This is a genomic window from Paenibacillus sp. OAE614 (assembly GCF_040546645.1).
GTDB classification, from domain to species: Bacteria; Bacillota; Bacilli; order Paenibacillales; family Paenibacillaceae; genus Paenibacillus_AQ; species Paenibacillus_AQ favisporus.
On record NZ_JBEPOD010000001.1, the window covers coordinates 3,304,546 to 3,319,016 of the forward strand.

The 14,471-nt window shown below is 41.2% G+C and carries 12 protein-coding genes; 1 reads left to right on the top strand and 11 read right to left on the bottom strand.

Features of this window, described 5'->3' with window-relative positions:
* Nucleotides 1-60: 60 nt before the first annotated feature.
* Nucleotides 61-573, top strand: coding sequence for a GNAT family N-acetyltransferase (locus ABIE48_RS15165; RefSeq protein ID WP_145022923.1), 513 nt, complete (start codon nucleotides 61-63; stop codon nucleotides 571-573).
* Nucleotides 574-1,292: 719 nt separating this feature from the next.
* Here ABIE48_RS15165 and ABIE48_RS15170 read toward each other — a convergent pair.
* The 11 genes from ABIE48_RS15170 to ABIE48_RS15220 all read right to left on the bottom strand — a co-directional run bounded on the left by ABIE48_RS15170 (nucleotide 1,293) and on the right by ABIE48_RS15220 (nucleotide 14,392).
* Nucleotides 1,293-2,435, bottom strand: a complete 1,143-nt coding sequence (locus tag ABIE48_RS15170; RefSeq protein WP_192714047.1) for a copper amine oxidase N-terminal domain-containing protein — start codon at nucleotides 2,433-2,435, stop codon at nucleotides 1,293-1,295.
* A 322-nt stretch (nucleotides 2,436-2,757) separates the two neighbouring features.
* Nucleotides 2,758-4,548 (bottom strand): response regulator, encoded by a 1,791-nt coding sequence (locus tag ABIE48_RS15175; protein ID WP_192714046.1) that lies wholly within the window; start codon nucleotides 4,546-4,548, stop codon nucleotides 2,758-2,760.
* A gap of 135 nt (nucleotides 4,549-4,683) precedes the next feature.
* A complete protein-coding gene (locus ABIE48_RS15180) occupies nucleotides 4,684-5,271 on the bottom strand; it encodes a sensor domain-containing protein (RefSeq protein ID WP_192715267.1) in 588 nt (195 codons plus the stop codon).
* Nucleotides 5,272-5,959: 688 nt separating this feature from the next.
* Nucleotides 5,960-7,300 (bottom strand): erythromycin esterase family protein, encoded by a 1,341-nt coding sequence (locus ABIE48_RS15185; protein WP_192714045.1) that lies wholly within the window; start codon nucleotides 7,298-7,300, stop codon nucleotides 5,960-5,962.
* 871 nt (nucleotides 7,301-8,171) lie between these two features.
* Nucleotides 8,172-8,744: a signal peptidase I gene (gene lepB, locus ABIE48_RS15190; RefSeq protein WP_354519192.1), complete on the bottom strand. Its 573-nt coding sequence runs from the start codon at nucleotides 8,742-8,744 to the stop codon at nucleotides 8,172-8,174.
* Nucleotides 8,689-8,907 carry a hypothetical protein gene (locus ABIE48_RS15195; protein ID WP_192714043.1) on the bottom strand — a complete coding sequence of 73 codons (219 nt, stop codon included), beginning with the start codon at nucleotides 8,905-8,907 and terminating at the stop codon, nucleotides 8,689-8,691. Before ABIE48_RS15195 ends, lepB begins: the two co-directional genes overlap by 56 nt.
* A 514-nt stretch (nucleotides 8,908-9,421) precedes the next feature.
* On the bottom strand, nucleotides 9,422-9,583 hold the full coding sequence (locus ABIE48_RS15200) for a hypothetical protein (RefSeq protein ID WP_192714042.1): 162 nt from the start codon (nucleotides 9,581-9,583) through the stop codon (nucleotides 9,422-9,424).
* Nucleotides 9,584-9,683: 100 nt separating this feature from the next.
* Nucleotides 9,684-10,484 carry an aminoglycoside 6-adenylyltransferase gene (locus tag ABIE48_RS15205; protein WP_192714041.1) on the bottom strand — a complete coding sequence of 267 codons (801 nt, stop codon included), beginning with the start codon at nucleotides 10,482-10,484 and terminating at the stop codon, nucleotides 9,684-9,686.
* A gap of 466 nt (nucleotides 10,485-10,950) precedes the next feature.
* Nucleotides 10,951-12,525, bottom strand: coding sequence for a type 2 periplasmic-binding domain-containing protein (locus ABIE48_RS15210; RefSeq protein WP_192714040.1), 1,575 nt, complete (start codon nucleotides 12,523-12,525; stop codon nucleotides 10,951-10,953).
* Nucleotides 12,526-12,546: 21 nt separating this feature from the next.
* Nucleotides 12,547-13,437 (bottom strand): carbohydrate ABC transporter permease, encoded by an 891-nt coding sequence (locus tag ABIE48_RS15215; protein ID WP_145019121.1) that lies wholly within the window; start codon nucleotides 13,435-13,437, stop codon nucleotides 12,547-12,549.
* 16 nt (nucleotides 13,438-13,453) lie between these two features.
* On the bottom strand, nucleotides 13,454-14,392 hold the full coding sequence (locus ABIE48_RS15220) for an ABC transporter permease (RefSeq protein WP_354519195.1): 939 nt from the start codon (nucleotides 14,390-14,392) through the stop codon (nucleotides 13,454-13,456).
* Nucleotides 14,393-14,471: the final 79 nt, after the last annotated feature.

Here is a 14,471-nt window from a genome sequence, read left to right on the forward strand (position 1 = left end):
GTTATATCATGTAGACGACCCTGTATCAATAGGGATGAGAAACGGAGGCGTTCACCTATGTTGTTGCGCAATGCTGATGATGCGGATTTAATTGAAATACTGGATATCTATAACGAAGCCATCATAAACACAACAGCTGTATACACTTACGAGCCGCAAACATTCGAGTATCAATACCATTGGTTACGTGAGAAACAGGAGAATGGATATCCTGTCTTGGTTGTAGAAGATAGGGGGCGTGTTTTGGGATTTGCCACTTATGGTCCGTTCCGGCCTAAGCCTGCTTATAAATATACTGCCGAACATTCCGTTTATGTGCATAAGGACTATCGTGGAAGCGGAGTAGGAAAACTGCTTATGCATGAAATCATAGCCCTCGCAGAAACGAATGGATATGCCACACTTATTGGCGCAATTGATGCCACTAACCAGGGAAGTATTGCTTTGCATCAGAAGCTGGGTTTTGTTCAATCAGGCATGCTCCGTAAGGTGGGCTACAAGTTTGGAAATTGGCTTGATTTGGTATACTACCAGCTTGATTTGGCCGGGCCACTGCAGCCGACAGAAGGCTAATTGCCCCCTATCTCATGATATTTCTATAAATTTTTTCTATATTGCCATACTCGTTTTATAATTTTTTATCATAAGGGTACCTATGAAAGCATTTACTTGGTATTACTACGATTTCTGTTCCCCTAAATCAGCGCACGGATACGCAATGTCACCTCCCCAATAACGTGAGCCATATTCGCAGTCATCACAAGGTCGGCTATCGAAATGGACATATTGGTAGCCATCCACCTCAGGTTGGAGCTGGCCGCTGTATCGGTTGGGGAACATCGATGTACAGACCATTTCCTCAGTTCCGGGAATTTCGTCTGTTTCCCATAAAAAAGATGTAGATCCTTAGATCGAATATATGGAAAAATACCGAGATCCATTAACCGGTACCTATCGGCAATCGGATCATGTTCTTGTCCATTACGGTAATCGGTACAAGTTCTTGTCCTTGGCTTGGGACAAGAACTTGTACCGATAAAATAAAAAAGCCGCTAAAATAGCGACTTTCATTGGGACCATGTTCTTTTCCCTCGACATCAAGCGAGAATAGACGCTTAGCTCCTTGGTTTTTTACGAGCAACATCCTATTTTGTTGCTGAGGGTGTTCCAAAGTTTACTTTTGGGACACTCTCTTCATAGTTGAATCAAAGCAGACCTTCAAGCCCTAATTAATTGTAACTTGCCTTGCGGCAAACTCGTGGGTAACCAATTTTACTCAAGATGGTAATTCATTATGGCTTCAAAAGCTCGTGTTGGTGCCCACTCAGCTTGATTTTGTACTGTCCAAACGTTTTTTTCCTTTCATCTGAACTTAGATTTCCAGCGCGTTGATAACCGAATGTAGAGATCCCATCTTTATCAATGGTCCAATCATAGACCTTACCTAAGGTATCAAACCCATAATAAAATCCAGGCTTACCTAAATAATCTGAAGACCATTGTCCATTATTGTGTGTTGCATATTTCAAATTGGTTATTTGATCGGCATCTTGCAAGCCACGTTGATACTGAGTTAGATAATAGACATTGCCTAAATATGTTTTTACCGACTTTATAGGCACATTTTCAGTAGCTACTCTTGAAATCGATTCTCCATTTACCTGATATAAAATAAATTTTTGCGTTGTATTGAAGTCATAATTCAGATAGAAGTCACTCTTCTCAGTTTTGAACCAAATATCTCCAAGATGAACTGTGTTCTTGTCGTCATTTGTTACATGATAACTAAAGTCGTTGAACGTATAGAAATCATTGCTTACCCGTAATTTATTGTTCTCTTTTGTTACAACCAAATATTTATCACTATAAATAACATTCTTACCTTCGTAGGTCAGCCCATAGACGCGAATTAGTTTGGACTCTTCAATCGTTGAAGTATTGACATCCCTTATAATAATAAGTCTATATGGCTGAGTTTCAGTGCTTTTTTGATATACTACTTTTTTGTTCAGAGCCTCCCCAATGTATCTTAGAGGAATATAGGTTGAGCCATTGTAGATGTTTGCAGGTACATCCATAACAACGGTTTTACCGTCTATAGTGATGTTTTTATTTTTAATTTTCATTAAAATTGTTTTATTTGAATACTGAATGCGAATAGACTGACTTTTTGTATTGAAATCTACTACTGCACCAAATCCTTCAGATATCAAACGAAGTGGCACTAATGTTCTGCCATCTTTAACAATCGGTTTTACAGCCGATTCCTTTTGACCATTGATTAATGCCACGGAACTGTCCAGGGAAAGAACCATCGTGTTTTTTAAATCAGTACTCGTATCATTTTTAGTTTGAATACTCTCTGCTTCAATCGTACCCATTAAGGAAAAAAATAATATGGAAGAAACAATAGCTAATAAAAGCTTTGACTTCATAAATACACCTCTCTTTTTGTATAAATGTGACTTAGAGAAGCCGGCTAACCCTACAAGCGACTCACACGGAATGTCTTCCTGCACATGTGTTTCAATATAATTAAGCACGGATTGAATTCTTTGTTTATAGTCCCATGGATGTGCACTTCCATGGCGTTCATTGTATCAATGAAAACAATTGGTTTCTCGATGTTTTTTCTCATATCGGCGGAGAAACACGGTTAGTACGTAATCCTGCTCGTTAGTTTAATGAAATTGCATGAAAATCCAGTTAGCCTGTATCCATGGCCTTTAAAAATTGAAATGGATACATAACTTGGGGTTATTCCAGAAGCCCAGCCTCCCTGGCTTTCAGCACCGCTTCCTCACGGTTGCGGACTCCCAGCTTCAAATAAGCCGATGACGCATAGTTTCGAACCGTACCATCGGATAAATACAATTTGGAAGCAATGCTTTTATATCGCAGCCCTTTGGACACGAACTGTAAAATTTCAAGTTCCCGCGGTGTTAAATCATAGGCCGAGGAGGCTTTGATTGACGAATGGTCATCGCCGCTATTGTCCGCTTCCAGTTGGGCAAATAATTTGTGTGACATGCCCTGATCGATCAGCGTGCCCCCGCGGTGGACGGTGCGAATCGTTTCAGCCAGCTCTAACGGCTGCATGGACTTCAGTAGGTATCCATCCACCCCGCTTCTCATTGCCTCCATAGCCTGTTTGGTATCCTCGAACGTGGTGAGAATCAGAATCCGGATGTTGGGCCACGATTCTTTTATCGTACGGGATGCGGAGATTCCATCCACATTCGGCATTTCAACATCCATAAGCACCAGTTGCGGCCTAACTTGCCTGCACAGCTCGATCGCTTTCTCGCCATCCTCCGCCGTCCCAACAACCTGAAAATCCTGCTGCTCCTCCAGCAAAGTCCGCAAGCTTTCACGGATAACGGGATGGTCATCGACGACCAACAGGCGGATGACATCATCCTTAAGCTCCGTTTGTCTGGGTAGCGTGCAAGTAACGAGAGTGCCTTCTCCCCGCTCCGTATAGACGGCAACATGGCCTTGCAAAATCATCGCCCGCTCCTTCATGGCACTGAGGCCAAAGCCCTCCCTTGCATGCTCCATCCCGCGGCCGTTATCATGAATTTGCAATCTCGTCTGCTGGGGCTCGAAATGCACGGAAACCTTAATCTCTGTCGAGTGTCCATGGCGCACGGCATTCGTCAACGACTCTTGCAGGCAGCGGTAGAGTGCTGTCTTCGCTTGCTTCATTACAGGGTATTCCTCCCCGTAGGCATGGAAAGTAACCGGCACCTTGGCATGTTCCTGAAACTCCTCCGCCAGGTTCCTCAAAGACTGAAGCAGCGGGAGAGTCTCATGCGGCGATTCGATTTGATGCACGTAACCTCTGACCTCCTCCATATTTTGGCGGGCCAGGTTCAATAGAGAATCGAGACTTTCGGTTCCTGTATTCGTTGCCATCTGAGGACGCAACGTTTCCAATCCCATAATGAGCGAAGTGTAGGCATGACCGACGGTATCATGAAGCTCTTTGGACAGCCGGCTCCGTTCTTCGGCAAGCGTGATACGCTCGATTTGGGACAGGTACTGCTCCAACACCGCATTTTGCTCGCAAATCGTTTCGCCTTGACGATGATTGAGCGCGAGTAAATGGAAGGAAAATCCGAAGATATATGCCATCCCTATGTGAACGGCCATGATCCAGTATTCACTCTGCTCTGCAAGCTGCTTGATTATGGCGGGCAGGAGCAATATGGATACAGGTCCTGACCAGAGATAGGTCCTATGCGCGCTATGGGCAGCAATGAAAAATGCATACAGCAGGAATGCTAAGTAGGCTTGGGGAAAAAATGACGCCAGATACAAACACAACCCGCCCGAGATCACAATTTCGGTAAACAAGTAGTATTTATAATTGAGCTGCAAGCAAAGCCATGGAACGGAAAAAGCAATCAGCTGCCATAGGACAAGGACCATAATCGGCAGCGTGAAATATTGTTGCAGACTTATTGTCGTAAACACGAGAGAAATGCTGGATATCAGGCGGATTATAAACATGAGCCAGTCGTACCAGTACCATTGCTTGACCATATCGAACAAAACTATCATCCCCTAAAGACTTTCAGTATGACATTACGTAACTATTATAAAGTAAACTGCTATAGAGTAAACTGCTATAGAGTAAACTATCCTCCGACGACCTACGAGGCAAGGCGGGGCATTCGTCTACCGGTTCACATGCTTGATCATTAGTCGCGTGTAGCCGCCTATCCAGCGCGCCAAGCGGTCCGCAAGCCAGTAGCTCACCATCATCAGTACGACCCCTGTGGCCGATACCATCATAGCTTTGGCAAACGTGTCTACCGTCGCACCCATAATGGAAAGGCTGATAAACGGATAGAGAAACGGAACCGCAATCAATACAGGCGGCGCCACATAGAGTAAGGCCGCACTGACCAGACTTAAAATCCCTACCGGAAACTTCAACATCAGCCAGCCAATAGCGATCCATTTGCGTCGGTTCAGCAACTCCTTTTTCGCTTGGAGCCAGTTGGACACTTTCGGGTTGACGTCTTTAACACAAGGCTCGGTGGTGATATCCATATAGATCTTGGTTTGTACTCGTTCGAATTGCAGGAAGACAGTTGTCGTTCGCAAAACGTTAGCCAGGAGAGGAACGCCCACGACAGTAAACGAAAGACTCAAACCCAGAATAATGGCAACCAGATAAAAGCAGAAGTAAAACAATCCGGTGACGAAAGTAAACAGCAGGAAATAGCCGTTTTGAACAAAACAGGCGACGGTTCTTGCTATCAAAGAGCTCACATCCTTTGCAAGTAGTAAACGTATCCTACTGCTCTTGATGTCAAATCTGCCAGTGTCAAAATGACATATGACATAAAATGAACGGATTGTGAGCTACAGTCATAACCAGTTGCACAGTAGAATTGTTCAAACCCAGGATGATCCCTGTGTGCCAGTGATACAGGTACAATCCGCAACTCATTATGTCTTTTCTTATACGATGCTATTACGCTACGCTTGCAGCACCATACGCTTCAGATACAACTACATTAACAACGTCTCCCTCCGTCTATTAGGTGTAGAATTTACTTACTCTACAACGAGCCCTCCCTAAGAGTATTTCTCGTTACGTTCATTATTTGAATTATTATTTCGAGATTTCAATTAACCAGAATAATCCGAGTCTTACCCACCATAACTTGACTATCCTTAAAGTCGCCTTTCAACCAAATTTAATATGTACAATCCCCAAGTATTCTCTTACTATCTTACAAGGGAAAAAGTAATTAAGCACTATGCCAAATCAGCAGTCCATATCATGGAGCCATATACTCCAGACGTTCCTCCTACAGTGCGCATAATTTTATATATAAGGCATTTAGACCAGATGGATCCCTGACGCCCATTTTGACAAACATATATCGTTATAACAAAAAAGCCGCAACTAAGCGACTTTTAAGCATACATAATTAAGATTTTATTGATTCAGTTGAGATGGCTTCACTTTCTGAATTTGAACGATGATGTCAAATGTTTTACCTAATGATACTTCAACAGTTGTTGGGATATCTGGACCTACCGTTGTTACTCCGGCAAAAATGGTATGTTGCTCGTTTAGCCAAGTTTTAGTCACTCCGCTTGCCATACGTAAATCAACAAAGAACTGGTCGTATTTTACTTGTCCAAAGGTATAGTTGTAACTATTCGGGTCATCTAATTTTAATGTTCCATAGGGACCGAATTCTAAGTTACTGTTATAAACATTGTAACGTCCCTCATAGACAGATGTTCCAATGGATACATACCGTTTTCCATAATGTTCTGCTAAATGCTGCCCAGCTACTTTAGGGTATACGAAAGGGATCAGGTTTGTTTTCGAAACGTGCCCATTATGGCCCCACACGATTGTTTTTCCTATATGTTCTTCTGTCCATTTCGCATTCTCATACATGGCAATATCGTGCTTCAAATAAAAGTCTTCCAGGTTATCAGGATATGCGGCTGTCATTGTCGTAAATTGCTCGATAATACGGGCATTTTGTTTGATCCATGCGAACTCTGGGGATTTTCCATTAAGTTTATGTTTATTTTGCTCTAATAAAGCGCTGATTTGTTTCGCATCTGAAACATACCGTGCTTTCGTTTCTTTCTTAAGACCGCCAAAGGTATCTAAATCCTTGGTTACAGGAATAAGGCCTTTCATCTTTTGTTCGAAGCGAGTGACAAGTTTCGGATCGTATTTCTTTACATACGCTAGGATATTGTTATAAACACTCTCGTTCACGGTCTGGATATCCATCCCGATGATCCGTATTTTGGATTTATGCTTTGGATCAGCATTATATTGGCGTATCCATTGAAGCAGATCTATGATTTCTTTCGTGTTAATTACAGGACTTAGATATTGGCTTGGGTCCCCTTTACCCGTAAGAACATAGCGATCGAGTCCCAATGCTCTGTCCCATCCCTCTTCTAACACTAAGACCTTAAAGCCCATTTCAGCTGTCAAATAATTAACAATGCGATGCTTCATGGTAAAAACTTCGTGAGCTCCATGCGTCGCTTCGCCTAAACCAACAATTGTAGCTGATCCGATCATATCCTTAAGCGGTCTTAAATCCTGAAGAGATGCTGTTGGATCCGTTGACTTTAATGGCATGGCATGCTTTTCTAACCATTTTATCTGCTCGGCTTTTTGATTTGAGTTGTAGGGAGCTATAAGAGAAGCACCTACTTTCGAAGCTGCATGAATATTTCCTGTAAAACCAGCCAGTGTGATCATCGAAGCAGCAATTACGATACCCATTTTCTTTTTCATAAAATTCCTCTCCTTAAATACTTTGTGATTTGGTTTGATGAGATATATTCTAGTTCCCAGAGCTCTCTTCTGTATCCTACTGCACTCGTTGTTATGTACAACAGTGTCAAAATGTCATATGACACGCCCTTCAAAGAAGTGATCAGCCATACTGTGGGAGATCAAGCCGTTCGCTCATTACTAGGACTGCCGGAATGAATCATGAAGACGAGCCTTATCCAATCACATACTAAGGAGTGATAATCAATGAAATGGAACAATCAAAAAGTGAAAACGGCATTTCTACTTGTATCTACGGGGCTTTAACAACTGCCAAATGGACCTCTCTAAAAAGGCGTCTGCTGCCTCGACGAAATCATATCGGGAATTTAACCATGTTCTTGTTCATTGTGTTTTGACTAGAACTTGATAACATAGATATAAAAAGCCGCATAATCAGCAGCTTCTATTGTTACTATGTTTTTGTGACCCGACCATTTCCCGTTAGCTTTACGGGCTACCGTTCACCCCACTACATTCCCCATGATTTTATCTGTGGGTAATGAGCCGAACAATTTGCTATCATTACTGTGTAACCAATCATCACCTATAATTTTCAATATATGGGTTTATAAACTATAAAATGATTTTAAAGTTCGTAACACATCCTGCCTGTTAGCTTAATTAAATTGTATAAAAATCCAATTAGATACTTATCTAATCGGTAATCGGCTCATGTTCTTGTCCTCGACTCGGGACAAGAACTTGTTCCGATTAAACAAAAAAAGCCGCTATAATAGCGACTCAATGGGACTATGTTCTTGTCCCTCGACATAAATGTCCTGTCATACAAGACTCGATCATTTACGGCTAGTAATGTTCTCCTTTGTATTTATTTGGTTACTCCAATGACTATTCCAATTAAGTTCTCGCTTTTTATCGGTCCAAATAATGTGCTATCTATACTCCGCCACCACTTATCACCCATAATAAAGAAGCAGTCATCGGGAACCTTCACTTCCTTCATATCCCCATCCACTTTTGAATAGTCACTTTCGTACGGATACTTGCCATAGAAGGTATCTAGCTTAGAACCATTAATGTAAATTTGGTAATCCTTTATCCGTATCTTCTCACCTGGTAAGGCAATAATTCTCGCAATACTATTTTCAGGTGGATTTAAATATGGATTGGATGAATGATCAAATTCAGGGGTTTTATAATAAACAACATCACCCCTTTTGAAGTTCTTGTCATTGGTATCGACCACTACCTCACCATGGATATCATAAATGTACTGCTCGAACATTTGATCTGGATAATATTTAACTTTGAGGTAATTTGCTGGAGGATCCTTAATAATCTCGACTTTTTCTAATGTATCAGCATCTTCTATGACTGAGTTACTATTAGTGCACCCGGCTAACAAAAATAATGCAAATAACAATACTAAAGAAACCTTCAAATAAACTCACACCTTGCTCGATGGCGATATCTAGTTTTTTTTCGATGCGGTCAACTAGCCCCTGGACCCCTCCAAGCTGGCTGCTTAATTCCTCAAATCGTTGTGAAATGGGCTCAAACTGCTCTTTTGTATAATGAAATATTTCCTCAAGCTTGTCTTCCATGAATCATCCCTCCTTGTTGTTCTTAATGAGCGCTAGTCGTATCGGAAGAAACCCGCCTTGGTGAAGGCAGTTTATTGAGCTATCGTTAGCTTAACGAGGATAATTTGTTTTTGTACTTAAGTAATACCACACTGAACTAAAAGCGATTACAAAGTGTAACAGATAAGGTGTGTATTCAATATATCTTTCTGGAATTCTTGCCATTTGGTCCATTATTAAAAACCCCCAAGTCAACTGATACATGAGATTAAGTAAAAATATGGGCTTTCGTATTCGATGCCAATCTTTTGAGTATATCGCGATACCCAAAAAGATTTGAATAAAGCACCAGATTAAGCTCAATTCCGCCGACTCTACGCCCCAAAAAAACTGTAATATCGGGGGAAAATATAATATCCCCATTGCTGTTGTTGCCCACCCGATAGCCGGTAAAAAGTTATCTCCTTTTATTTGAATCCCTCCTTAATGTACCTCACTTTATTTAGTGACGTCATCCCTCCAGCAGGTCGCTTAATCAACGAATTAATCTGCGTTCATCAAAGTTTTTTTCATCAGGAGTGCCGAACCCATAACCGTCAGCAATAATAGACCGAATTGGAACAAAGGGTACTAAGATTATTTTTCGTTTGCTTTCCTCTAACACAGTCACGATTAAAAAGTAATTCAAAGAATCCACGAGTTCTCCTCCTTTTCCTTTTTTTAAGGCACATAGCCAAGCGTTTAGGAAGTTAATTTAAACTGCCCGTCAGTGTAATGAAATCAGCAGATTGCTATAATTATGTGTTTGAATCTGTTCTACTTTCGCTTACATAAGTTTGTGAGAGCATGAAATTTGCCTCTGCTACGGCATTACAAAACAATTCGTCTGCCAGATTGATTCCATCTATTATATCTTGTACGGTTTTTACGCCATACAGCTTTTCCAGGGTTAACACCACTTCGATAGGGAAATCACGAGACGCATGAACCAGATAGCAGTCAGCTTGGAATGGCGTGTAGATTAGCCGAAGCACATCCACAAGTGGATTCAAAACAAACTTCTGATAGTAAATCAAGGATTCTAAAAAAAGCCCTCGTTTTGTATATTTGACTGCTCGACTCCTTTGACTGTAAATGCCCTGTGCTTGTATCAACTGAGTATGTAATTGTGAACGATGAGAAGCAAGATCAACGTTTTGATATTTCACAATACCCGCCTTGTCCACCAATATAACTGGTACGACGCTCTCGTCTTCGTTGATAAATGAAACAGGAAAACTTTCGCTCTGGATTGTCACATCAACTAAGAGACTATCTGGTGTCTTCTGTAGGTGATATACCTTATAGCGGTTATTAGTGGGTCGACCAGTCTGTTCGTAGGCAACATCTACATCTCCCAATTGAAGCAAACAATCATCCAATCGGGTGAACGCATCATCTATGAAGCCTTCTTTCGTATAGCATACCAAATCGATGTCTGAATACTCGTCCAAGCTTTTTGTACCATCCGATCCCTCAAGCCAGATGGCTAAGATGTAATCTTCGCTCCCAAGACCTGAAACAATCGCTTTTATAATTGTCTCGCGGTTAATCGTCATAGATACACCTCCCAAGTTAGTTGATAATTAATTTTATCATCCATTCAATCCTGGCATTTGGTAAAGTTTCTGTATTATTGAAACTATCCTGCCCGTTAGCGTAATGAAGCTGCCGATCAGCATCGGCAGCTTCTTCCTGGTCGATTATTCAACTAACGTTTCCCATTAGTTGAATAAATTTTGCCTATTTTCTATCTCTTATCTCACGAAGAGTTTCTTCAATTCTCTCCATCTTCCTTAACATCGAATATTGATTCCCGATAATACCAGCCAGTCCAATTACTAATACAATTCCCTATGCCAGTAAGTTTTCGCTGCTTCAGGAAGTCAAGAAAGTGTAGTGGAGTTTTTCTTTACAAAGGAAGAACAAGATACTTCTAAGGCCAAAATCAATCCCCCGCGGCACCTTTGAACTGGCAGTTCCGAAAGAAACAACGCTTGATGATGCCTTGGCTAAACTCTCTAACTATTTTGCAGCTGCTTCTTCTTCAAGAACACTTCCGCCTGCCGCTCTCCAGTTTGTGACAAATGTGTCGAAGTAATCGATTGGTTTTTTTCCAGTAATCATATCTACGTAGGCTTCTGATCTGATTTTGTCAATTTCCGCTTGATATTTTGAAGCGGATGGTAGTGGTAAGATGACTTCATTCATAATACCGTCACTCTGGAGAGTTCCAAGCGATTTGCCCCAAGCGTATTCACGGTTAACCTTCTGAATGATGGATGGCAGCCAAATTGCATTATTAAACGTTGCTCCACCGCCAATTTTAACGATTTCATTCCAATCGGAGTATGGCGCAATCGCCTCAGGGTATCCATCTTTCATGTTGTAATGTACGCCCTCCTTGCCGTAACGAGTAAGCATATAACCTTCATAAGTAGATGAGGAGTAATCCAGGATACTTAAGATACGAGCCTGCTTATCCAGATCTTTCTCCACTTGCTTACCGAAAACAATAAATCTGCCTTGGAGCGAATTCCTCATATTAAGACCTTTTTTACCGTCCGGACCCGCGATAGGTTTACCATAGACAAGCTTGTCAACAGCATCCGGAATAGTTTTTCTCATTTCCGTAATGTTAGAGCCTTCTCGATCGCCGGCTGATTGCGCTGGTTTCCAGTATAAATAATCTGCGTAGCTGGTTACACCAATAATACCGTTAACAAAATCAGTAGCGATAGACCAGTCTCCCCCCTTATTCTCGCCATTTATAAATTCTGGCGTAAGCACACCGTCCTTGTACCACTTTGCCAAAACTTTTAATGCTTCTTTCATTTCAGGTTGAACAGCGCCGTAAACGAGCTTTCCATCCCTTCTTGTCCATGAGGTTGGAAGATAACCGTATGCACCATAAACGGTTTGCATCATCGATTCAGACAAACCATACGTATCTTTTTTTCCATTCTTATCGGGGTCATTGTTTGTGAATTTATACATGGCATCTTCAAACTCAGATAATGATTCTGGCACCTTTGTGATGCCTACATTTTTAAGCCAATCACCTCTCCAAACAACAAGCGGCCTAAAGTTCCCACTTTCAGGATTAGGTACAACGAGCCCATAGTTTTTATCACCAATCTTCGTCAAATCGATATATGTTGGTACTTCAGTTTGATAAGCTTGGTATAAATTCGGAGCATATTTTTCAATGGTTTCATATGGTATTTCGCCTACAATTTCATCATCAATGAATTTTTGGTATTTTGAGAAGTCAAGCGGAAAGACATCGGGAACTTCTCCAGCTGCGATTTTGACGTCAAATGCTGCTCCATCACTAGCATCTACCATGTTAATGTCAACGTTGAATTTTTCTTCAATTTCTTTAACAATTTCACCTTTGTCATTAACAGGACTGCTCCAACCAACCCAAGAAATTTTAATTTTCTTGTCAAAGTTTGGAGTTGAGGATTCTGACGAATTTGATGCTCCAGCGTTTGCCCCTTTGTTTACTTCATTATTTCCGCAAGCTGTGAACGATGCGAGCATTGCAGCACAAAGAATAAGTACCCTGCTCTTTTTTAGTGTCACAAAATTATTCATTCATATCACTCCCCCTAATTTTTATCCCTTTAATGAACCAACCATAATCCCTTTAACAAAATACTTTTGTAAAAAAGGATATATGGCGATAACGGGTAACGAAGTGATCATGATCGTAGCAGCCTTTATTGTTGTTGGATTAACGCTGCCAGAGAGTACTGTGGAGGTTGCCCCAGCTTCCAAAGTTACATCCCCCTGTTGAATAATGTTTCGCATAACTACTTGCAATACTTGCTTCTCGGGGGACGTTGAATATAAAAGCGAGTCAAACCATGCATTCCAGTGTCCGACAATTGACCACAGCGCAACGGTAGCAAGAATGGGAGTAACCATTGGCGCAATGATTTTATACAGAATTGTAAATTCACCTGCACCGTCTATCTTTGCTGACTCCTCGATACTATCAGGAAGTGACATGATATAATTTCTAATCAGAATCATAGAGAAAGCGGGAATCAGATTTGGGAGAACTAGCGCCCATATTGAGTTCATTAGATGTAGTTCTCTCATGAGAATATAGCTTGGAATTAGCCCTCCGCTAAAAAACATCGTAAATACAATGATTCCGGTCCATGAATTCCTCAAGGGAAGATACTTTTTTGCAAGCGGGTAAGCAGTGAGTAAACAAAAAAACAGTTCTAGCGCTGTGCCAAGGACAACACGCATGATCGAATTCATAAAACCCGTTTTTATATATCCATAGCTTAAAACGCTTTCATAATTAGCAAGTGAAAACTCTGGAGGGAACAAGTGAATTTTCGTTAACGAGATATTCCCGCTGCTTAAAGATAGAGAGAGGAGGTACAAGAATGGATAAATTGTAGTAAGGCACAATAAAATCATGAGCACCACATTGAAAGTATCAAAGACATGCTCTCCTATGCTTTTCTTTATTCGGCTCGAACGGTTCATTTTGTCCACTTCCCCCTTACCAAATACCGTAATCGCTGAATTTTCTCGCAAAATGGTTCGCTGCGAAGACCATTATTAAAGATATAATATTGGTAAACAGCCCCACTGCTGTTGCAAAACTATAATCCATCCCTTCTATTCCATGTCGATATGTGTAGGTACCAAGCACATCGCCAACTTTATATACAGCTGGTGAATAGAGGTTGAAAATCTGATCAAAATCGTCAGCAACGATGCCGCCAACAGCAAATATGAACATAATGGTAACAATCGGCATTATGGCTGGGATCGTAATATGCCGGGCGAGTTGAAAGCGATTACAACCATCAAGACTACCTGCTTCATACAGTTCGGAGTTGGTCCCCGCAATCGCCGCAAGGTAAACGATTGAGCTCCAGCCAATGCTTTTCCAAATGCTTGTAACTACCAACGTGCTCACAAACCATCCATTATCGCCTAAGAAATATATAGGCTTCATCCCCAATTCTTTGAGTAATATATTTAGAGGTCCTGTAGTTGGTGAAAGTAATTGAAGGAATAGACCGCCAAGTATGACCCATGAAACGAAGTATGGAAGATAACTGATGGTTTGAACTGCTTTTTTGAATCTAACCAATCTAAGTTCATTTAAGAGTAAGGCGAAAATAATGGGAGCAGGAAAGCCGAAAATAAGTTTGAGCGTGCTTATTTGTATGGTATTAACAAAAACTTCTTTGAAGCTCGGGCGAGCAAATAAGTCATAAAAATGCTGCAGCCCTACCCATGTGCTTCCTGTAATACCTTTGCTGAACTTAAAATCTCTGAATGCAATTTGAATTCCGTACATTGGCCCATACTTAAAGATTAGAAAGAAGAGTATGCCTGGCAAAATCATAAATAAAAGATTCCTGTGCTTAATACATTCGGCAAGCAGCCCTTTCTTTTTGTTAAGAACTCCTGCATTACCAAGATTCAAGTCTTTCACCTGCCTTCCAATAATCACCGTTCACGTGAACGGTTTCAGTGTAACATGACTTTATATTTTGGTAAATACT